The sequence below is a fragment of the Flavonifractor sp. An112 genome (assembly GCF_002161085.1).
GTDB lineage: Bacteria > Bacillota > Clostridia > Oscillospirales > Oscillospiraceae > Flavonifractor > Flavonifractor avicola.
In genome coordinates this window covers 1-14,408 of record NZ_NFLU01000014.1, presented here as the reverse complement: position 1 = coordinate 14,408, position 14,408 = coordinate 1, and the positions used below count along the sequence as shown (strand labels likewise).

The 14,408-nt window shown below is 62.9% G+C and carries 13 protein-coding genes; 9 read left to right on the top strand and 4 right to left on the bottom strand.

What is annotated here, in order from left to right; all coding sequences use genetic code 11:
* Both B5E56_RS11710 and B5E56_RS11705 read left to right on the top strand, forming a co-directional pair.
* Complete coding sequence (locus B5E56_RS11710; RefSeq protein ID WP_087390312.1) at window positions 1-2,178, top strand: penicillin-binding transpeptidase domain-containing protein; 2,178 nt, start codon at window positions 1-3, stop codon at window positions 2,176-2,178.
* A gap of 14 nt (window positions 2,179-2,192) precedes the next feature.
* Entirely contained in the window at window positions 2,193-4,040 is a 1,848-nt protein-coding gene (locus B5E56_RS11705) for a glycoside hydrolase family 13 protein (protein WP_087390309.1), read from the top strand.
* Window positions 4,041-4,083: 43 nt separating this feature from the next.
* Here the strand turns inward: B5E56_RS11705 and B5E56_RS11700 are convergent, their stop codons facing one another.
* Both B5E56_RS11700 and B5E56_RS11695 read right to left on the bottom strand, forming a co-directional pair.
* Window positions 4,084-5,160: a hypothetical protein gene (locus B5E56_RS11700; RefSeq protein ID WP_087390307.1), complete on the bottom strand. Its 1,077-nt coding sequence runs from the start codon at window positions 5,158-5,160 to the stop codon at window positions 4,084-4,086.
* Window positions 5,157-5,630 carry an RNA polymerase sigma factor gene (locus tag B5E56_RS11695; RefSeq protein WP_087390304.1) on the bottom strand — a complete coding sequence of 158 codons (474 nt, stop codon included), beginning with the start codon at window positions 5,628-5,630 and terminating at the stop codon, window positions 5,157-5,159. Before B5E56_RS11695 ends, B5E56_RS11700 begins: the two co-directional genes overlap by 4 nt.
* Before the next feature lie 145 nt (window positions 5,631-5,775).
* Here B5E56_RS11695 and B5E56_RS11690 point away from each other — a divergent pair, with 145 nt between their 5' ends.
* From B5E56_RS11690 to B5E56_RS11675, 4 genes are all read left to right on the top strand, one after another.
* Entirely contained in the window at window positions 5,776-6,576 is an 801-nt protein-coding gene (locus tag B5E56_RS11690; RefSeq protein WP_087390301.1) for a 7alpha-hydroxysteroid dehydrogenase, read from the top strand.
* Between the two features lie 97 nt (window positions 6,577-6,673).
* A complete protein-coding gene (locus tag B5E56_RS11685) occupies window positions 6,674-9,298 on the top strand; it encodes a translation factor GTPase family protein (protein WP_087390298.1) in 2,625 nt (874 codons plus the stop codon).
* Entirely contained in the window at window positions 9,295-9,996 is a 702-nt protein-coding gene (tsaA, locus tag B5E56_RS11680) for a tRNA (N6-threonylcarbamoyladenosine(37)-N6)-methyltransferase TrmO (protein WP_087390295.1), read from the top strand. The genes B5E56_RS11685 and tsaA overlap by 4 nt, the downstream gene beginning before the upstream one ends.
* A gap of 4 nt (window positions 9,997-10,000) precedes the next feature.
* Complete coding sequence (locus B5E56_RS11675; RefSeq protein ID WP_087390292.1) at window positions 10,001-11,122, top strand: hypothetical protein; 1,122 nt, start codon at window positions 10,001-10,003, stop codon at window positions 11,120-11,122.
* Between the two features lie 74 nt (window positions 11,123-11,196).
* Here B5E56_RS11675 and B5E56_RS11670 read toward each other — a convergent pair whose 3' ends face one another.
* Window positions 11,197-11,676 carry a deoxycytidylate deaminase gene (locus B5E56_RS11670; RefSeq protein WP_087188412.1) on the bottom strand — a complete coding sequence of 160 codons (480 nt, stop codon included), beginning with the start codon at window positions 11,674-11,676 and terminating at the stop codon, window positions 11,197-11,199.
* A gap of 202 nt (window positions 11,677-11,878) precedes the next feature.
* Here B5E56_RS11670 and B5E56_RS11665 point away from each other — a divergent pair, with 202 nt between their 5' ends.
* Both B5E56_RS11665 and B5E56_RS11660 read left to right on the top strand, forming a co-directional pair.
* Window positions 11,879-12,274, top strand: a complete 396-nt coding sequence (locus tag B5E56_RS11665; protein ID WP_087390289.1) for a hypothetical protein — start codon at window positions 11,879-11,881, stop codon at window positions 12,272-12,274.
* Between the two features lie 62 nt (window positions 12,275-12,336).
* Complete coding sequence (locus B5E56_RS11660) at window positions 12,337-12,612, top strand: metal-sensing transcriptional repressor (RefSeq protein WP_087329751.1); 276 nt, start codon at window positions 12,337-12,339, stop codon at window positions 12,610-12,612.
* A 36-nt stretch (window positions 12,613-12,648) separates the two neighbouring features.
* Here the strand turns inward: B5E56_RS11660 and B5E56_RS11655 are convergent, their stop codons facing one another.
* Window positions 12,649-13,383, bottom strand: coding sequence for a copper homeostasis protein CutC (locus B5E56_RS11655; protein WP_087390286.1), 735 nt, complete (start codon window positions 13,381-13,383; stop codon window positions 12,649-12,651).
* 83 nt (window positions 13,384-13,466) lie between these two features.
* Here B5E56_RS11655 and B5E56_RS14475 point away from each other — a divergent pair.
* Window positions 13,467-14,408: transglutaminase-like domain-containing protein (locus B5E56_RS14475; protein ID WP_143383166.1), on the top strand; the 942-nt coding region annotated here is incomplete at its 3' end.

Below are 14,408 nucleotides of genomic sequence, written 5' to 3'. Positions count from 1 at the left end.
GTGGAAGGCAAGCAATTCAACATCCGTACCCTGATTATTTCCATCCTTCTGGCATTGCTGTTGATTGGCTTTGTCATGGTCCTTTACAATCTGCAAATCGTTAAGGGCGATGAATACCGGGCCGCTTCCACGGTAAAGATCGCCAACACGGTGACAGTGGAGGCCGCCCGGGGAGAGATCCTGGATCGGTACGGCCGCTCTCTGGTGGGCAACCGTGCCACCTATGAGATCACCCTCAACTCCTCCCTCATGGGGGCGGAGGCGGAGCGCAACGCCAATTTGATGGAGCTGATCACCATCTGCCGGGACAACGGCCTGGAGTGGACCGATACCCTGCCCATCTCCAAGGACGCCCCCTTCACCTATACAGATGAAAATGCCCTGGTGTATACCAACAGCGAGGGGAAAGTCAAATTCAGCTACCTGGGATCTCTGCTGAACGCCCTGCCCCTGGGCACTGATATTCTTCCCAACCGCTGGGACAGCGACGACCTGGCCGCCGCCTCCAGCGTGGCTGACCTGGGAGAGGGCCCCACGGCGGAAGAGGTCATCGACGGCCTGCGGCAGTACTTCCTCATTGACGAGTCTCTCTCCGACGCCGACGCCCGTGCCCTCATCGGCGTGCTGTACGAGCTCAATCTCCGCAGCCAGAACGTGAAGCAGACCGAGTATATCTTTGCCCAGGATGTGGATATCGACGTGATCTCAGCCGTGAAAGAGCGGAGTCTCACCGGCGTGAATATCTCCGCCACCACCGTCCGGCAGTACAACACCACCAGCGCCGCCCATCTTCTGGGCCGGGTGGGCTCCATTCAGAGCGCAAACTGGGAGACCTACAAGGCCAAGGGCTATAATATGAATGATAAAGTGGGTATCGACGGCATGGAGGCCGCCTTTGAGGACTACCTCCGGGGCAAGTCGGGCACCCTGATCCAGGAGATGAACACCAGCGGCAAGGTGGTCAGCGAGAGCTGGATGGTGGACGATGAGACCGGCGAGGCTATGGAACCCGAGCCGGGCAACCATGTCATGACCACCCTGGACCTGCGGCTCCAGGAGAAGGTGGAGGAGGTGCTGGCCAACACCATCGAGAGTCTGGCCGACACCAAGGAGAAGGGCGCCATCATCGTGCAGAGCGTCAACGACGGCGGCATTCTGGCCATGGCCTCCTACCCCACCTACGACCTGTCCACCGTATACAGCAGCACCGAGGCCTATAAAGCGGTGTCCGACGATCCCCGCAACCCCTTTGTCAACCGGGCCACCAGCGAGATCTATTACCCCGGTTCCACCTTCAAACCTCTGGTGGCCATTGCCGCCCTGGAGGAGGGGCTGGTGACCCCCACCGAGGAAATCCAGGATACCGGTGCGCTCCAGCTGCCCGAGGAGGAGCACTATCCCTACGGCGACTACCATCCCCAGTGCTGGATCTACCGTCAATACCGGGGCACCCACGGCTGGGAGAACATGGCCGACGCCCTGCGGGACTCCTGCAACATCTATTTCTACACCCTGGGCCACCGGCTTGGCATTGATAAGATCGACGAGTACGCCGCCATGTTCGGCCTGGGCCAGAAAACCGGCCTGGAACTGAGCGAGGCGGAAGGCTATGTAGCCGGCCCGGAAACCAGCGCCATGCTGGGCCAGGAGTGGTACGGCGGCAACCTGCTGTCCGCCGCCATCGGTCAGGACAACACCAAGATCACCATGCTTCAGCTGTCCAACTACATTGCCACCCTGGTCAACGGCGGCAACCGCTACCAGACCCACCTGCTCAAGACGGTGAAATCCAGCGACTTCTCCGAGACGGTGTATGAGTATGAGGCTCAGCCTGTGGAAACCCTGGACCTGGACCCCGCCTATGTGGAGGCGGTGAAGAAGGGTATGTGGGAGGTGGCCAACGACGAGGAGAGCACCGTGGACCAGTACCTGAGCAATCTGGCGGTGGAAGTGGGCGCCAAGACCGGTTCCGCCCAGGTGTCCGCCGATGAAAACGCCAACGCCGTGTTCGTCCTCTTCGCCCCCTATGACGATCCGGAGATCGTCATCTCCATGGTGGTGGAGGGCGGCGCCTCCGGTGCCAACCTGGCCAGCGCCGCCGGTGAGATCGTGAACTATTACTTCGGCAGCGAGCATACCATGGAATCCATTGGGACAGAAAATACCTTGATCCGCTGAAGGGAGTCTTTTCTTTGCTGGATGCAATGACCTTTGACAGCCGGGACAGCCGGTATAAACAGCCCTATGGCGCGGTGCCCTCGGGCACTCAGGTATCCCTCACCCTGCGCCCACTCCGGACGGAGGGCTTCTCCCAGGCGGTGCTCATCGCCTACTTTGAGTCCTCTCAGGAGCGACGGCTGGAGCTGCCCATGGCCTGGGACGGCATTGATGGGGACCGGGACGTGCTCAAGGTCATCCTGGACACCGGGGACCATGTGGGGCTGATCTGGTACTCCTTCCGTCTGGAAGGGCTGGACGGCCGCCAGGAGGAGCTGGGCCCCTATCAGCTGACAGTGTACGACGGCACCGACCAGGTGCCCGGCTGGTTCGGGGAGGGGGTCACCTATCAGATCTTCCCCGACCGGTTCCGCCGCACCAGAGTGCCCGATCCCACCGGGATGCCCGGGGGCCGCACCGTCCACACCAGCTGGCGGGAAGAGCCGGAGTACCGGCCCGACCAGAACGGCGAGGTCCGCAACCGGGACTTCTTCGGAGGCGACCTGAAGGGCGTTATGGAAAAGCTCCCCTACCTCCACGACCTGGGGGTGGAGACCATCTACTTCTGCCCCATCTTTGAAGCGCCGGAAAACCACCGCTACGGCACCGGCGACTATGAGAAAATCGACCCCATGCTGGGCACCGAGGAGGACTTCAAGGCCCTGTGCGGCGCCGCCCACAAGCTGGGCATGAAGATCATGCTGGACGGTGTGTTCAACCACCAGGGCTATGTGAGCCGCTATTTTAACGGGGACGGCTCCTATCCGGAAAACGGAGCCTGCCAGTCCCAGGACAGTCCCTACTACAAGTGGTACCATTTCTCCCATTGGCCGGATAAATATGACTCCTGGTGGGGAATCTACTCCCTGCCCGCCGTCAACGAGGGGGAGCCCTCCTACCGGGACTATATCTTCGGGGATGAAAACAGCATCGTCCGCCGCTGGCTGCGGGCGGGGGCGGACGCATGGCGTCTGGATGTGGCTGACGAGCTGCCCGACGACTTTGTCCACGGCATCCACCAGGCCGTCCGGGAAACCAACCCTGAGGCGGTGGTCATCGGCGAGGTGTGGGAGGACGGCTCCACCAAGATTGCCTACGGCGTCCGCCGCAAGCACATCCTGGGGGGCCACTGCGACGGCCTGATGAACTACCCCTTCCGCAACAGCCTGCTGGGCTATCTGATGGGGGGCGACGCCGTCCACTTCAAGAACACCATGGAGGCCATCCGGGAGAACTATCCCCCCTTTGCCTTCCACTCCGCCATGAACTTTCTGGGCACCCATGACACCCCCCGCATCCTCACCCTGCTGGGTTACGGCGGGGACGGCCAGGACCACGACAAGGACTGGCGTTCCTCCTACTTCCTTACCCCGGAGCAATATCTGCTGGGCCGGTCCAAGCTGATGCTGGGGGCTCTGGTGCTTTTCGCCTTCCCCGGCTCCCCCATGATCTATTACGGGGACGAGGCGGGCATCGAGGGCTTTGAGGACCCCTTCAACCGCCGGACCTACCGCTGGGAGATGGCGGACGACGTGCTCCGCCGCTGGTACGCCAGCCTGGGCAAGGCCCGGAGGGAGCTGCCTGCCCTGCGCCGGGGGAGCATCCGCTGGTGGAAGGCGGAGGGCAAGCTGCTCTCCTTCCTGCGGGAGGGGGAGGGTCAGCCGGTGCTCACCGCCGTCAACATCGGCAAAGCTCCTGAGCTCATCACTCTGCCCTGGGCCGCCAAAGACTGGATGACCGGCATGGAGCTGCCCGCCGGGCAGGTGGCTCTGCCTCCCATGACCGGCTGGCTGCTCACCCCCTACCGGCCGGGGACCCGATAAAATCTGAAACGGGCCTGCTGCAACTGCAGCAGGCCCGTTTGGTTTATATTAGATCAATGACCCAGTTCAGGTCCCCATAGACCACGTCATCCTGGGTTCGGACGATGCCTCCTCCTGGACCGTCCCACCAGGTATCATGCTCATAGACCAGCCTGATCGCCCCGATCTCCACCGCCACAATGGGTTCCTCCACCCAGTCGGGGGCAGAGGCCAGCTGGACGTTCACATGGCCGGAAGTGAAACTGCGGAAGCCCTCTCCCGCGTCGGGGTAACGCTCCCCGGAGGCCCCGATAAAGGTGACCTGATGGTGGAAGAGAGCAGCCCCCGTCAGCAGCAGGCCGTCGTCGTTCTCCTCCTGGTGGGCGTATACCGACAGCTGCCGTCCATCCTGGCTGACCAGGGCAGTAACCGTGCCCTCCTCAAAGGTCCGGCTGTCCGTGTGGGCAGCCAGGGTCTCCGCCGAGGTGAGTTCCAGCAATCCGGTGCGGGACCCGCCCGCCTCCAGATCCAGCAGCTCATAGGTCACCTCCCGGGGCGTTTCCTCCGGCAGCCGATAGAGGAAGGCCATGTGGACCCGGGACTGGTAACCATCCTCCCGCCAGGCCACCTCCGGCCCACAGTCCAGGCCAGAGAGGGACACCCACGCCTGGCCCTGGGGAGCAAAGCCGTTGTAGGGCAGCCACTCCGAGTAGACCAGACACCCCTGTTCCAGGGGGGTGTCCCCGGCGTAGACCTGGAGCTTCCGGGTGGCCAGCTGATGCTCTTCCAACTCCGGGCTCACCAGGTAGAGTTCCAGCAGCAGCCACTCCCCCTGGCTCACCCCGTCCAGCTGGCACAGCCAATCCCCCTCAGTCCACTGGTCGGCCTCCTCCACCACCATGACGGGGGTCTCCGACGCCCCGGTACCGGCAAAGAACCGGATGATCTTTTGGACCCCCGCCGCCAGGGCCTGATAGTTGCCCACCCCCAGCACCAGGGCCAGACACACCAGGGCGGCCGCCAGCCGCTTGGCGGGGATGCCCCTCCGCCGGGGCCGCTCCGCCGCCGCCAGGGTATCCTCCACCAGATCCCGGCTGGGGGACGCCCGGTCAAACAGCGCCCGATAGTTCTCTTCCGTCATAGCTCTTCCGCTCCTTTCCATGCGTCGTGCAGCAAGGCCCTGCCTCGGGCCAGCTGACTGCGGACGGTGTTGGGACTGCGGCCCAGGATGGCCGCAATCTCCCCGGTGGCGTAGCCCTCGTAGTAGTAGAGGTGGAGCACCGCCCGGTACTTCTCCGGCAGGCCCTCTATCAGCTGGAGCAGCTCCCCCTCCTCCTCCGTCCGGGCGGGGATGGCCTCGGACAGGGCCGTGGTATGCCGCCGCCAGAAGGAGGTGTGGAATTTTTTGCAGCAGTTTACCGTCACCCGCAGCAGCCAGGCCTTCCGGTGCTCCTCCTCCCGAAAGTCCGGGGCGGCGCGGAGATAGCGGAGAAAGACCTCCTGAAATACGTCGTCGGCGTCGTGGCCGCTGTGGGTCTGGGCCAGGGCCAGGCGGTACACCATGTTCCCATAGGTCTCCACCACCTGCCGCAGGCCGGTTTCCTCTGCCATTGCCCTCCCCCCTTTCGCCCCTAACATCCCTGAGGGGGCACTTTTGTTGCATCCGCTCCAAAAAATAATGCTTGCGCCCAACGGCGGATGGTGCTATTATCATAGTATCTTAATCATACCATATGGTTTAAAAAGGAGAATCATCATGAAAGAACTGGAACAAAAGGTCGCGCTGGTCTCGTCCTCCACCCGGGGCATCGGCCTGGCCTGCGCCAAGGCTCTGGCCGCCCAGGGCGCTGCTGTCTATCTGGGCGTGCGCCGTATGGACGCCGGTCAGCAGATCGCCGACGAGATCATCGCCGCCGGCGGGCGGGCCGGGGTGGTCTACTTTGACGCCGCCAACGAGGAGAGTTACTCCGGTATGGTGGAAGAGGTGGCCAAGAAGGAGGGCCGGCTGGACATTCTGGTCAACAACTTCGGCGCCACCGACGTCAAGACCGACCTGGACGTGGTGACCGGCGACACCGACGACTTCTTCCGCATCGTCAACACCAACCTGAAGAGCGTGTACCTGCCCAGCAAGGCAGCGGTGCCCGTCATGGCCAAGAACGGCGGCGGCTCCATCATCAACATCGGCTCGGTGGGCGGCCTCTATCCCGACCTGAGCCGCACCGCCTACGGCGTCAGCAAGGCCGCCATCCACTTCCTCACCAAGGACATCGCCGTGCAGTACGCCCGGCAGGGGGTGCGGTGCAACGCGGTACTTCCCGGCTTCACCGCCACCGACGCGGCCCTGAACAATATGTCCCAGGCCTTCCTGGACCTGTTCCTGAAAAACGTCCCCCTGAACCGTCCCGGCCGTCCCGAGGACATTGCCGACGCCGTGGCCTTCCTGGCCAGCGACCGGGCCGCCTTCATCACCGGCGAGATTTTGCCCGTGGCCGGCGGCTTCGGCCTGCCCACTCCGCTGTACAGCTCCTATATGGGCGACGGCGCCAAAGGCTGATTCCAACTTCCCAAAAGGGCCCTTCGGGGCCCTTTTTATTTGCCCCGCTCCCCCGGACATGATATACTATCCTATCATACCGCAAAGGACGGCAGCTATGGAAAAATTAGTCGTGGGCATTCTGGCCCATGTGGACGCAGGCAAGACCACCCTCAGCGAGGGACTGCTCTACACCTGCGGAAAATTGAAAAAGCTGGGCCGGGTGGACCACGGGGACGCCTTTCTGGACACTGACCCTATGGAGAAGGAGCGGGGCATCACCATCTTCTCCAAACAGGCGTTGCTCCCCCTGGAACAGATGGAGATCACCCTGCTGGACACCCCCGGCCACGTGGACTTCTCCGCCGAGATGGAGCGCACCCTGTCGGTGCTGGACTGCGCCATTCTGGTGGTCAGCGGAGCCGACGGGGTCCAGGGCCACACCCATACCCTGTGGAAGCTGCTGGAGCGCTATCATGTGCCCACCTTCCTCTTTGTCAACAAAATGGACCTGGCGGGGGCGGACAAGGCCGCTCTGCTTGGTGAGCTGAAAAGCAAGCTGAATGAGGGCTGCGTGGATATGGGGGACAAAGAGGCTCTCTGTGAGCAGGCCGCTCTGTGTGACGAGTCTCTACTGGAGGACTACCTGGAGACAGGGAGCATTGCCAACGCCGTCCTCACCGCCCTCATCGCCCAGCGGAAGCTCTTTCCCTGCTGGTTCGGCTCGGCCTTAAAGCTGGAGGGGGTGGAGGACTTCCTCCGGGGCCTGGAGCGCTACGCCCCCCGTCCGGTGTACGGCGAGGAGTTTGGCGCCCGCATCTTCAAGATCTCCCGGGACACTCAGAACAACCGGCTGGCCTGGATGAAGATCACCGGCGGCAGCCTGAAGGTAAAGACGGTGCTGGATGGCCCCGGCTGGAGCGACAAGGCCGACCAGCTGCGGGTATACTCCGGCCTGAAATTCCAGCCGGTGGACATGGCCCCGGCGGGGTCCGTGGTGGCGGTCACCGGTCTGGGCTCCGCAGCCGCCGGGCAGGGCCTGGGCTTTGAGGCTGAGGGTGCGCCCCCCGCTCTGGAGCCGGTACTCACCTATCAGGTGATCCTGCCTGACGGTCAGGACCCGGTCACCGCCCTGCAGAAGCTGCGCCAGCTGGAGGAGGAGGACCCCCAGCTCCATCTGGTGTGGAACGAGCGGTTGAAGGAAATCCATATTCAGCTCATGGGCCAGGTCCAGCTGGAGATTTTGCAGCGGCTCATTGCCGAGCGGTTTAACATGGACGTGACCTTCGGACAGGGGGGCATCGTGTACCGGGAGACCATCGCTTCTCCCGTCATCGGCGTGGGCCACTATGAGCCTCTCCGCCACTACGCCGAGGTCCATCTGCTGTTGGAGCCGGGGGATCGTGGCAGCGGCATCGTGCTGGATACCGCCTGTCCGGAGGACGTGCTGGACGGCAACTGGCAGCGGCTCATTCTCACCCATCTGGCCGAGCGGGCCCACCCAGGCGTCCTCACCGGCTCCCCCCTCACCGATGTAAAAATCACTCTGCTGGCTGGCCGCGCCCACCTGAAGCACACCGAGGGGGGCGACTTCCGGCAGGCCACCTACCGGTCGGTGCGCCAGGGGCTCATGGAGGCGGAGAACATCCTGCTGGAGCCCTGGTATTCCTTCCGGCTGGAGGTGCCTGCCGCCCAGGTGGGCCGGGCCATGAGCGACCTCCAGCGGATGGGTGGCGACTGCGATCCCCCAGAGACGGCGGGGGAGCTGACCATCCTCACCGGCTCCGCCCCGGTGGCCGGGCTGCGGGACTACGGCAGCGAGGTGGCCGCCTACACCAGAGGCATGGGGCGGCTCAGCTGCACCCTGAAGGGCTACTACCCCTGCCACGACCAGCAGGCCGTGGTGGAGGCGCTGGGCTACGACCCGGAGCGTGACGTGGACAACCCCACCGGCTCGGTGTTCTGCGCCCACGGGGCGGGGTATAACGTGAAGTGGGACCAGGTGAAGGAGATGGCCCATGTGGACAGCGGCCTGTCCCTGGACGCACCCCAGGAGCCTGAGACTCCCTCCGCCCCCGCACGGCGGAGCAGTTCCAACCCCGGCCTGTCATTGGAGCAGGACAAGGAGTTATTGGCCATCTACGAGCGCACCTACGGCAAGGTGGAGCGCAACTCCTTCCGCCCCCAGCCCAAACCTGCCCGCACCAGCCTGGACGAGGGGAAGTACAACGTCCAGGCCCAGAACAAGGGACCGGAGTACCTGCTGGTGGACGGCTACAACATCATCTTTGCCTGGGAAGAACTGAAGGCGGTGGCCCAGACCAACTTGGACGCCGCCCGGCAGCTGCTGATGGATCTGCTGAGCAACTACCAGGGCTTTAAAAAATGCGTGGTCATCCTGGTATTTGACGCCTACAAGGTGCCCCGCAATGTACAGGATGTATTCAAATACCATAATATTTACGTTGTGTATACCAAAGAGGCGGAGACAGCGGACACTTATATCGAGCGGGCCACCTATGAGATCGGCAGGCACCACCAGGTCCGGGTAGCCACCTCCGACGGGGCGGAGCAGCTCATCATCCTGGGCCACGGAGCCCTGCGTTTGTCCGCCACCGCCTTCAAGGCGGAGGTGGAGCAGGTAGGCGGGCAGATCGCCGCCATCCTGGCCCGCAACAACCGGTCTACCCCGTCCCGGCCGGTGGCCGCCGCCCTGAAAAAGGCACAGGAGGGAAGCAAATGATCCCCATGCATATCATCGCCCGCATCCGCAGCGACTTCCCCACCAAGTTCGGCATTCCCCGGCAGAGCGGGCTGGTGGAGGAGTTGAAGGCCACCATCATCTTTGAGCCCGAGTACCGCAACCCGGACGCCCTGCGGGGACTGGAGGAATTCTCCCACATCTGGCTCATCTGGCAGTTTTCTGAGGCGGTGCGGGACAAGTGGTCCCCCACGGTGCGGCCTCCACGGCTGGGGGGCAACACCCGTATGGGGGTATTTGCCACCCGCTCCCCCTTCCGGCCCAACGCCATCGGCCTGTCCTGCGTGAAACTGGAGTCCATCCAGAAGGACCCCAAACTGGGTACCGTGCTGGTGGTGTCGGGGGCCGACCTGATGGACGGCACCCCCATCCTGGACATCAAGCCCTATCTGCCCTACGCCGATTCCCATCCGGAGGCCACCGGCGGCTTTACCGGCAACGTGGGGGGCAAGGTGCTGGAGGTGGAGTTCCCCCCGGAATTGCTCTCCCAGGTACCGGAGGACAAGCGGGAGGCTCTCATCGGGGTGCTGTCCCGGGACCCCAGGCCCTCCTACCAGCACGACCCCGACCGGGTGTACGGCATGGCCTTCGGCGGGGTGGAGGTGGGCTTTTCGGTAGATGGAGAGACCCTCACCGTCCGTTCCGTCAAACACGCCTCCCCCGCCGAAACGAGGATGTGAACTTATGACGGAAAAAGAAATCCGCACCATCAAGAAGTACTATACCCGCCCTGTGACGGCGGCGGCCTATCTGTGTACAGGCCTGCTGTCCATGTTTATCTGGATCTTTCTGGACATGATCCGAAGCGTGGTGTTTCACCTGTCCGGTTCCAGCATGGAGGTAGCCTATGTGGCAATTGCCATTCTTCTGATCTATATGGTCCTGTTTTTATTTCAGGGTGTCAGCGTCATATGGGGAGTCAGAAGAAAAAAGTGGGAGGTCATTCAGGAAAAGGCCCACACCTATCTATCCTACACCGACCGCTCGGCGGAGGTACTGGCCGCCAACACCGCCATCGCCGCCGGGCGGCTCATGTCCCGCTCCGACGACGACAGAGTGAAGACTGCGGGTGACATCAGCACTGCCGTGGGCGGACTGATCGGACTGCACGCCATTGTGAGCATCCTGTTTGAGATCCGGAAAAGCGCCAAGCGCATTGCAGACGCCCTGGGCATGAAGCTGCCCTCCGTCAAGCTGCGGGTGGCGGTCATCATCCTGGTTCCGCTGGCCCTGCAGCTGGCTGTGGCGACGCCGTACTATGTGCAGGCAGTCCGGGAGAGCAGGGAGGGCGCGGCCCGGGCGGCGGTGGTGATTGATGAGCTGGAGCGGGTGTTCCAGGTCTCCTGTGACCGTGCGTATGCCGACGACCCCATGGAGTATTACAAGGATTACGGGTACCGCGTAACGGGTTACCTGGAACACGAGGACAACGACACCCAGTCCTACCTGTCCGCCACGGTGAACAACGACGGCGTGGTGGAGGACATTACCTACTCCCTGGACATCGACGTCAATGCCTCCAAGGAGGACAACATCGCTCAGGCAAAGGCAGATCTGGCCCGCCTGAACCAGGCCCTCCGTTCGGCGGATGTTCCCTTCCTGTCCCCCAATCTGGGGGAAGAGCACACCCTCAGGGAGGACTTTATCGCCCTCTTCCAACAGAACTCCTACTATGAGAACTGCCGGTCCTATTATGATGAAGAGGGCCTGTTCATCGGCTACTATACGGAGAGCCAGGAGGACTACAACGACTACAGCTCCTCCTACATTTACATGACTGTGGAGCCGCCGGAAGAAGAGAGCTGACCGTCTGTTCCGTTAAAAAGGGCCTGCTGCACCATTGCAGCAGGCCCTTTGCCTGTCCATATTCCCTTTCCTCCTCAGGTCTGGGGCAGGGAGTCGTCCTCCCGAACCCAGTCCTCCACATGGACCACGGAATAGTCGGTCTTGGTGTTGCGGATGACCACCCGCTGGATGCCTGCGTTGATGATGAGCCGCCGGCACATGGAGCAGGAGGTGGAGTTGGGGATCAGCTCCCCGGTGGCGGGATCCACACAGGCCATGTACAGGGTGGCCCCGATGGTCTCGCTGCGGGCGGCGGAGATGATGGCGTTGGCCTCGGCATGGACCGAGCGGCACAGTTCATACCGCTCCCCGGAGGGGATATTCAGGGCCTCCCGGGTACAGTAGTTCAGATCCACGCAGTTTTTCCGGCCCCGGGGAGCCCCGTTGTAGCCGGTGGCAATGATCTCGTCGCTCTTTACCAGGATCGCGCCGTAGCAGCGGCGCAGGCAGGTGGCCCGCTCGGCCACAGTCTGGGCGATGTCCAGATAGTAATTTTCCTTGTCGATGCGGCCCATGGGGACCCTCCTTTGTGTCACTTCTCATTTGATACCGTCAGTATAGCGGTTTTTTCTCCAAACCGCAAGTACCGCCTTCTCCGCCGGTCCATCGTTCATGAAATGTTTACGGTTGTATCCTTGACGAAAAAAGCCGCAGGCGCTATCATATAGACATCAAAAGTGCACCCAATTCTTACGTCAAAGGAGACGACCGTATTTCATGCTCATGAATTTTTTGCGAAAATTGATGTACGGACGGTATGGCAGCGATCACCTCTCCTTTTTCCTGCTTTTCCTGTATGTGGTGCTGATTTTTATATCGGCACTGCCCCATATGGCATGGATCTCCTGGCTGGCACTGGCCGTGCTGCTGTGGGACCTGTTTCGGATGTTCTCCCGCCGCATTGACCGCCGTCGGGCGGAAAACGCCCGGTTTCTGGCCCTGTTTGGGCCGTTCATCCGCTGGTTCAAAATGCGGCGCACCATCCACCGGGACAAAGATCACCGCTATTTCAAATGCCCCAACTGCGGGCAGTATCTGCGGGTGCCCCGGGGCAAAGGGAAGATCACCGTCAACTGCCGCAACTGCGGCGCCAGTTTTGAGGAACGTAGCTGAATCCAGTCAAGGGCTGCTGCCGGACGCAGCAGCCCTTTTCATCACAGAAAGGGGGAGCGCCCATGAGACAGTGTATGGACGCCGACAATCTGCACCGCCGCTTAAAGAAAATCATCGGCCAGCTCAACGCCATTGACCGGATGGTAGACGAGGACGTGCCCTGTGAGGAGATGTTGATGCAGATCAACGCCGCCAAAAGTGCCCTGCACAAGGTGGGTCAGGTGGTGCTGGAGGGTCATCTCAACCACTGTGTCCGGGACGGCATCGAGCACGGCGACGCCGACCGCACCATTGCTGAATTCGCCAAGGCCATCGAGCATTTTTCCCGTATGAGCTAAGAGGTGTGCCCCACAGACATGGGGCACACCTCTTTTTTATTTGCCCATGGCACTCACTGCCGCCCGGACGGCAGCGGCGTCGGTGACCGGCACCTGCTCCTCCGGGGGACATACCCCGCCGGAGAAGGACACTGCCGGGTTGTGGGTGGCAGAGATGTCGGTCCGGCTGGTCTTGAAGGAGCCGTGGAGCTGATGGCAGCCGGTGGCCGCCAGCAAGGCGGCGGCGTTGTCCGGTTTCACGCCGCAGCCGGGCAGGATCTGGATGCGCCCCGCGGCATACTCCCTCATGGCCCGGATGGTGTCCGCCCCCGCCGGGGCGGAACTGGCCTGACCGCTGGTGAGCACCCGGGTCACCCCCAGCTCTATCAGCACGTCCAGAGCCTCCCGCCAGTCGGGCACCACGTCGATGGCCCGGCTGAACACGCTTTCCTTCTCCCCAATGACCTCCAGCATGGCGGCGCACCGGGCCCTGTCCATCCTGCCGTCGGGGTGGAGGCAGCCGAACACGATGCCGTCCGCCCCCGCCGCCAGCAGGGCGCGGGCATCGGCCAGCATGGCGGCAAACTCCGCCTCACTGTAGCAGAAGCCCCCCTCCCGGGGCCGCACCATGGCCATAATGGGGATGGACACCTGCCGGGCCACTGTCATGGCCCCGATGGAGGGAGTCAGTCCCCCCAGAAACAGAGCGGAATTCAGCTCCACCCGGTGGGCTCCAGCCTGTGCGGCAATCAGCACATCCTCTGCCGAGCCGCAGCACACTTCCAGAATCATGGCAACACCTTCTTTTCTTATCTGGGGCTATGATACCACAAAGAAATGTGATATCATAGCCCCATTCCAAAGGAGTGGATCATATGGATCAGGAACTGACTTTTATCCGGCAGGCCCTGCCGGAGGACTGGGACAGCTACCCCCAGTCCCTGTTTGAGGCCTTCGCCGCCCACAGCCATATGCTGCGCCAGACCGTCCCCTGGTGCGCTTCTCTCAGCCGGGAGGCCTACGAGCAGTACGTCCTCTGCCCCCGGGTCAACGACGAGGATCTGTCCGACCACCGGGCATTGTTTTACAGCCATCTGTGGAACCGGGTGAAGGACCTGTCCCAGGAGGAGGCCGCCCTGGAGGTCAACCGCTGGTGCCACGAGCAGGCCAGCTATCAGGCCCAGGACGACCGCACCGCCTCCCCCCTGACGGTATACCGCTGCGGCAGCGGCCGGTGCGGGGAGGAGTCCGCCTTCCTGGTGTCCGCCCTGCGCGCTGTGGGTCTGGCCGCCCGGCAGGTGTACGCCCCCCGCTGGTCCCACTGCGACGACAACCACGCCTGGGTGGAGGTGCTATGTGAGGGCAGGTGGCGCTTCCTGGGAGCCTGCGAGCCGGAGCCGGTGCTGGACCGGGGCTGGTTCAACACCGCCGCCTCCCGGGCCATGCTGGTCCACAGCCGCACCTTCGGCCCGGTGGCCGACCTGGCCCTCCACGGCGCCCCTCTGGGCAGGCAGGGACAGGCCCTGTACCACAACCAGACAGCCCGCTACGCCCACACCAAGATGTATACCTTCCGGGCCGAGCCGGGGGAGACCATTACGCTGGAAGTCCTCAACGAGTCTCGCTTCTGCCCCATTGCCGCCCTTACCGCCGATGAAACCGGCAGGGTCCAGGTTGAGCTGGGGATAGGTGACCTCCATCTGTCCGCCGGTGAAAAGGAAGCCTTCTGCCACGGCCAGACCGAGGACGGGGCGGAGCTGACCCTCCCCTCCCCCTGCACGGACTGGACTCCCTTCGATTTCCGTGCCCCCCAGGAC